Below are 4,914 nucleotides of genomic sequence, written 5' to 3' on the forward strand. Positions count from 1 at the left end.
GTGTGCTCTTCCGATCTGGTCAGAGCGGAATTAAAAATTAATTTAATTCGTTGATTTTTATCAGCGACGCTGAAAAGTACTCTTTTAAAGGAGTATTTTTCTTTGTTTCTTAAAAACAACAGTGTTCCTATAATAAAAGTATCTCATGAAAGCGCTTAAATTGAGAGGTGGGAGGAGAAGAGAATGATCACTCTATTTCGAATCGACGAACGTCTGATTCATGGCCAGATTGCGATTAAATGGTCTAAGCATTACAACATCAATCGGATTGTGGTCGCCAATAATCAGGCTGCGTCAAGTCCGCTGATTCAGAATACGCTGCGAATGGCTGCCCCCGATCAGGTGAAAACCGCTATTTTGCCGATTGGCAAGGCGATTGCTTTACTGAAGGATCCCCGCTGTGCGGAGTTAAGAATTCTGGTTTTAGTGGATTGCCCGCATGATGCCCGGCTGATCGTCAGCGAGCTGCAGGACATTGAAATGATCAATGTCGGAAACTATGGCAGGATTGGAAAAGAAGAAGTACTTCGTTCCCGCAGACGATATTCTAAGAATATTTATTGCAACGAACAGGAAGCCTCGGATTTTCTATCTTTGATCGAAACCGGCATTCCTTGTATCTATCAAACAGTACCGGAGGAAGCACCGGTAAATGTTGCGCAGTGGTTTACGCATAAAGGGGGAATTTAAAATGCTGCAAAGTGCGTTAATCTGTACCTTCGTCTTCTGGCTGGCAGGGGCTATGGACTTTACCTGCTTTAGCTGGGCTTTATTTACACGGCCGCTAATCTGCGGGCCGATCACCGGATTGCTTTTAGGCGATCTGAGGACTGGAATCATCATGGGCGGCGCGATTGAAGGCATCTACATGGGCGTCAGCAATATCGGCGGCTCCACGCCGGCAGATCCATGTCCGGCAACCATCATCGCCGTCGCTTACTCCATTCTGACCGGCAGCGATATTGCCACCGGCGTTATGCTTTCACTGCCGATCGGTACACTTATGCAATCCTTTACGAATATCTTAACGCCATTCTATGCTTCATTATCCGTTTACTGGGAGAAATTAGCGGCTTCGGGAAATACGAAAAAAATGGGGCGGCAGGTTGTCTTGTTTGATTTATTCCTGCAGCGGATTGCCCAGATGCTTGTTCTGTTTCTCAGCATCGCTTATGGAATCGAAGGAATCCAAACTGTTTTTAATTCTCTGCCAGGCTGGGTGCTGAACGGATTTAATGCGGCCAGTGGAATGATGACAGCGGTTGGCTTTGCAATTTTGATGACAATGATCTGGTCGAAGGAAGTCGGCGGATTCTTCTTTGTTGGATTTGTTCTGGCCAAGTATCTGGGGCTGGGTACACTTCCGATCGCGATTTTATTGGCGGTCGTAGCGCTGTGTGTCTTCTTTAACGAGAAGCGATTTATTGAAATCTCAGCCGTTTCTAAAAACGTCAAAGAGAGTCAAGAGGAGGATTTTTTCTAAATGGCGAAAAATCAGATAACATCGGCGGAAAAGAAGATTTTAAATTCTATGTATTGGCGGTCAGGATGTTGCTTTGCGACGTTTAATATGGTAAAGATGGAAGGCAATGCTTTTACCCTGACCATGGCTCCGGCGATCAATGAAATTTTTAAAGATGACGAGGAGGAACGCTGCCGGACACTGTTGAGGCATAATAATTTCTTCAATACACATGCGGTTTTCCTGCCCTTTATCGCGGGACTGTGCTTTGCGATGGAAAAAGAAAGAAAAGAAAAAGGGACGGTGGACGCTGATACCATAGAAAGTATAAAAGTTGCGTTAATGGGACCGGCAGCGGGGATCGGCGACGCCTTCTTCTTCAACTGCGTCCGCGTGATCGCCGCAGGGATTGGAATTGGTCTGGCGGCGCAGGGAAATCTGCTCGGATCGATCATTTTCGCGATCATTTATGGCGGTTCCCAGATGCTGCTGCGCTGGTATTTCCTGCATATTGGGTTTCATGCAGGTACGGATTTTATCAATACAGTATTTGAAACCGGATTGATCAAGGCGGTTACGAAGGCAGCTTCCATTTTAGGTGTGGGCATGGTCGGCGCTATGGCGGCTCAAATGGTAAATGTTCCGCTGGCCTGGACGATTCAGATCGGGGAAGCCGCGGTTGTGGTCAACGACGTGATCAATTCAATCATGCCGGGTTTCCTGTCCATCGTTTTGCTCTTTGTTCTGATGAACCTGATTCGAAAAGGCAAACGACCGGCGATGTTGATTTTCAGCATTATGGTTATTTCTCTGATTCTGGCATTCCTGGGTATTTTCTGATATGCTGCGGCAGATCGTCTGCCTGATCCTTGCCATCCCTTTTGCCGCGCTCGGTTCGTCGCTTATATTGAAAGCCGGGATCGGAGTTGGCGCCTGGGATGCGCTGAGCAAGTGTGCGGCGCAGCTGTGCGGAATCAAGATCGGTACACTCGGAATGATGACGAACAGTCTCTGCGTCATAGGACAAATCCTGTTGTTAAGAAAAGCGTTCAAGCCGCTGCAGCTGCTTCAGTTTGGAATGGCCTTTCTGCTCGGCAGTCTGGTCAACTTCTTCTATTATGACATCCTTAGCCAGCTGGCCGTTCCAACCTATGGTCTTTCGATCATATTCCTGCTTGTCGGCAATGGGATCAATGCCGCGGCAGTGGCCCTGATCCTCAGCCTGAATATTGTGACCTTTCCAGTCGGCGGCCTGGTTCTGGCCGTTTCGCAGGTGACAAACCATGCGTATGGGAAATGCCGACAGAGCTTGGATGGAATCTGCATCTTGATGATTCTGATTCTTGTTTTCGGATTTCAAGGGGAAATGACGCTGCGGGAAGGCACGATTGTCAGTATGCTTATGTTTGGTCCGCTGGTGGATCGGTTCATGGCTTTATTTCACACGTATTTAAAGAAGGGAGCAAGAATTTGATTATTGTTCATGGTAAAGTTTTTATTGACGGCCAGTTTCATGAAACTGACTTGAGAATCACCGGAAAGAAAATTTCAGAAATAGCTCCGCGGCTGCAGGATGAAGAAAAGATTGATGTGCAAGGGGCTCTGATTTTTCCAGGGTTTATCGACACGCATATTCATGGAGCGGAGCAGGTTAATTGCGGGGAAAGCGCAGCGGCAATGCGAAAAATCTGTGCGGCATTGCCCCGATACGGAGTAACAAGCTTTACGCCGACGCCGATCGCCGACGATATTGAAACATCGCAAAAGGCGGTTCAGGTAATCAGGGAAGCAAAGGGTTCTTTGGGAAGCGATATCTTAGGGATCTTTTTATACACCGGTTATAAAAACCGATCGATTTCGTATTACGCTCCGCCGACGCTGCCCACACCGGAACATACTCGGGCGTTAGCGGGGCAGGATCTGTCGCTGATTTTTTCGGCCCTGATCGCGCCTGAACTGGACGGCGGCCTGGAATGGATTGATTGGGCAGTGGAACAGGGGATGCTTCCTGTTATCGGCTTTTCAGAAGGAAGTCCGGATATCATTCATCAGGCTGTCGCCCGCGGTGCACGGCTGACCGATCATTTCCCAAATGGTTTTCCGGCGATCGATCATCATCTTTCACAAGGGGTCGTTCAGTGTTTGTTGGAAGATGATTTGGCAATGCAGGTGAATTGCGATTGTATTCATGTCGCGCCGGAGTTTTTAAGAATGATGATCCGATGCAAAGGCTTAGATCATCTCGTAGCGGTTTCTGATAGTTCCTGCCTGCTGGGGTGCCCTGACGGTGAATATCAAATGGGGGATAAGAAAGTGTTTTTGAAGGATGGAGCGGTTCGTGATGTTAACGGGAAACTGGTGACAGGAGCGCATTCTTTTGATGAGAACATGCGGACATTACGCGAAAGGGGTTTCACATTAGAAGAAATCGGGGCCTTGTGTGCTGAAAATGCGGCTAAAGCTTTGAATTTAAAAGATCGCGGGAAGATCGAAGTTGGCCGCAGGGCAGATTTAGTCATCATGGATGAAGGCTTGCATGTCCGGAAAACGATGATCGAGGGTGAATGGTGTTATCAGAATGATTAAGATTTTAATTGCCAGTCATGATCGGATGGCCAGCGGTATGAAGGCGTCAGCTGAATTTTTCACCGGTCCTTGCGACCGACTGATGGCGATTGATGCGTATACCGATGAACAAGATTTTGAGAAACAGATTCGCAATTATTTAGCGAAGCAGAACGATGCGGAACAGATTCTATTTCTTTCCGATCTGTATGGCGGCAGTGTTAATCAAATCATGGCCCGCGTGATGAGCGAAAGAAAAAATATCCAGCTGATTTCGGGCTTCAACTTTTCCTTGCTTCTGGAATTAATGGAGTGGAATGAAGCGTATTTGAGTGAAGCGCAATTAGATATTATGATTGAACAGGCCAGGCAATCAATGAGCCGGGTTATCTTGAAGGAATCAGAAGCTGAAGCATTCTTTTGAGGAACTGCCAGGCTGGGATAAACGAATTGGAAGGCCAATAATTTAAAATAAGGAAGAGGTAATTCTGGTTTAGGATAGTTCTTCCTTTTTTATATTATTTGAGGGAATTCTAAAGCCAGAACGCAAAGAGGTGTTTTTCAAGTAAAGCATTTTCCGGTTTATTTTTGTTTTGATGCTGGAATATCTTCGCGAAGCAGATCAGGATGTTTGACAAGCGCCGGGTTTAATAATAAACTTAGGGTGCAAAAAAACAGGCTAGAAAAGAGGTTTTTTCAATGAACGATACATTAATTCACGCAATCAGTGCGAACGGGCATATTCGGGTGCTGACCTGCACCTCCACGCAGCTGGCGGAACAGGCGCGGAAGCAGCATGATCTGTGGCCGACCAGTGCGGCGGCGTTAGGCCGCGTGCTGACGATCACCGCGATCTTGGGCAGCATGTTAAAGACGGAGATCGGAAG

The 4,914-nt window shown here is 47.2% G+C and carries 7 protein-coding genes; all 7 read left to right on the plus strand.

The window, feature by feature from the left end; all coding sequences use genetic code 11:
* Nucleotides 1-183 precede the first annotated feature (183 nt).
* Nucleotides 184-690 carry a PTS sugar transporter subunit IIB gene (locus tag AC5OW4_RS14425; protein ID WP_072685477.1) on the plus strand — a complete coding sequence of 169 codons (507 nt, stop codon included), beginning with the start codon at nt 184-186 and terminating at the stop codon, nt 688-690.
* Between the two features lies 1 nt (nt 691).
* On the plus strand, nt 692-1,483 hold the full coding sequence (locus tag AC5OW4_RS14430; protein ID WP_006057420.1) for a PTS mannose/fructose/sorbose/N-acetylgalactosamine transporter subunit IIC: 792 nt from the start codon (nt 692-694) through the stop codon (nt 1,481-1,483).
* Nucleotides 1,484-2,302: a PTS system mannose/fructose/sorbose family transporter subunit IID gene (locus AC5OW4_RS14435; protein ID WP_072685478.1), complete on the plus strand. Its 819-nt coding sequence runs from the start codon at nt 1,484-1,486 to the stop codon at nt 2,300-2,302.
* Between the two features lies 1 nt (nt 2,303).
* Complete coding sequence (locus AC5OW4_RS14440) at nt 2,304-2,936, plus strand: YczE/YyaS/YitT family protein (RefSeq protein WP_072685479.1); 633 nt, start codon at nt 2,304-2,306, stop codon at nt 2,934-2,936.
* 116 nt (nt 2,937-3,052) lie between these two features.
* On the plus strand, nt 3,053-4,048 hold the full coding sequence (locus tag AC5OW4_RS14445) for an amidohydrolase family protein (RefSeq protein WP_234973207.1): 996 nt from the start codon (nt 3,053-3,055) through the stop codon (nt 4,046-4,048).
* Entirely contained in the window at nt 4,041-4,451 is a 411-nt protein-coding gene (locus tag AC5OW4_RS14450; protein WP_072685482.1) for a PTS sugar transporter subunit IIA, read from the plus strand. Before AC5OW4_RS14445 ends, AC5OW4_RS14450 begins: the two co-directional genes overlap by 8 nt.
* A 275-nt stretch (nt 4,452-4,726) precedes the next feature.
* A partial coding sequence (locus AC5OW4_RS14455) for an Hsp33 family molecular chaperone HslO (protein WP_493677137.1) occupies nt 4,727-4,914 on the plus strand: 188 nt, incomplete at its 3' end.

This window comes from Holdemania sp., assembly GCF_986127675.1.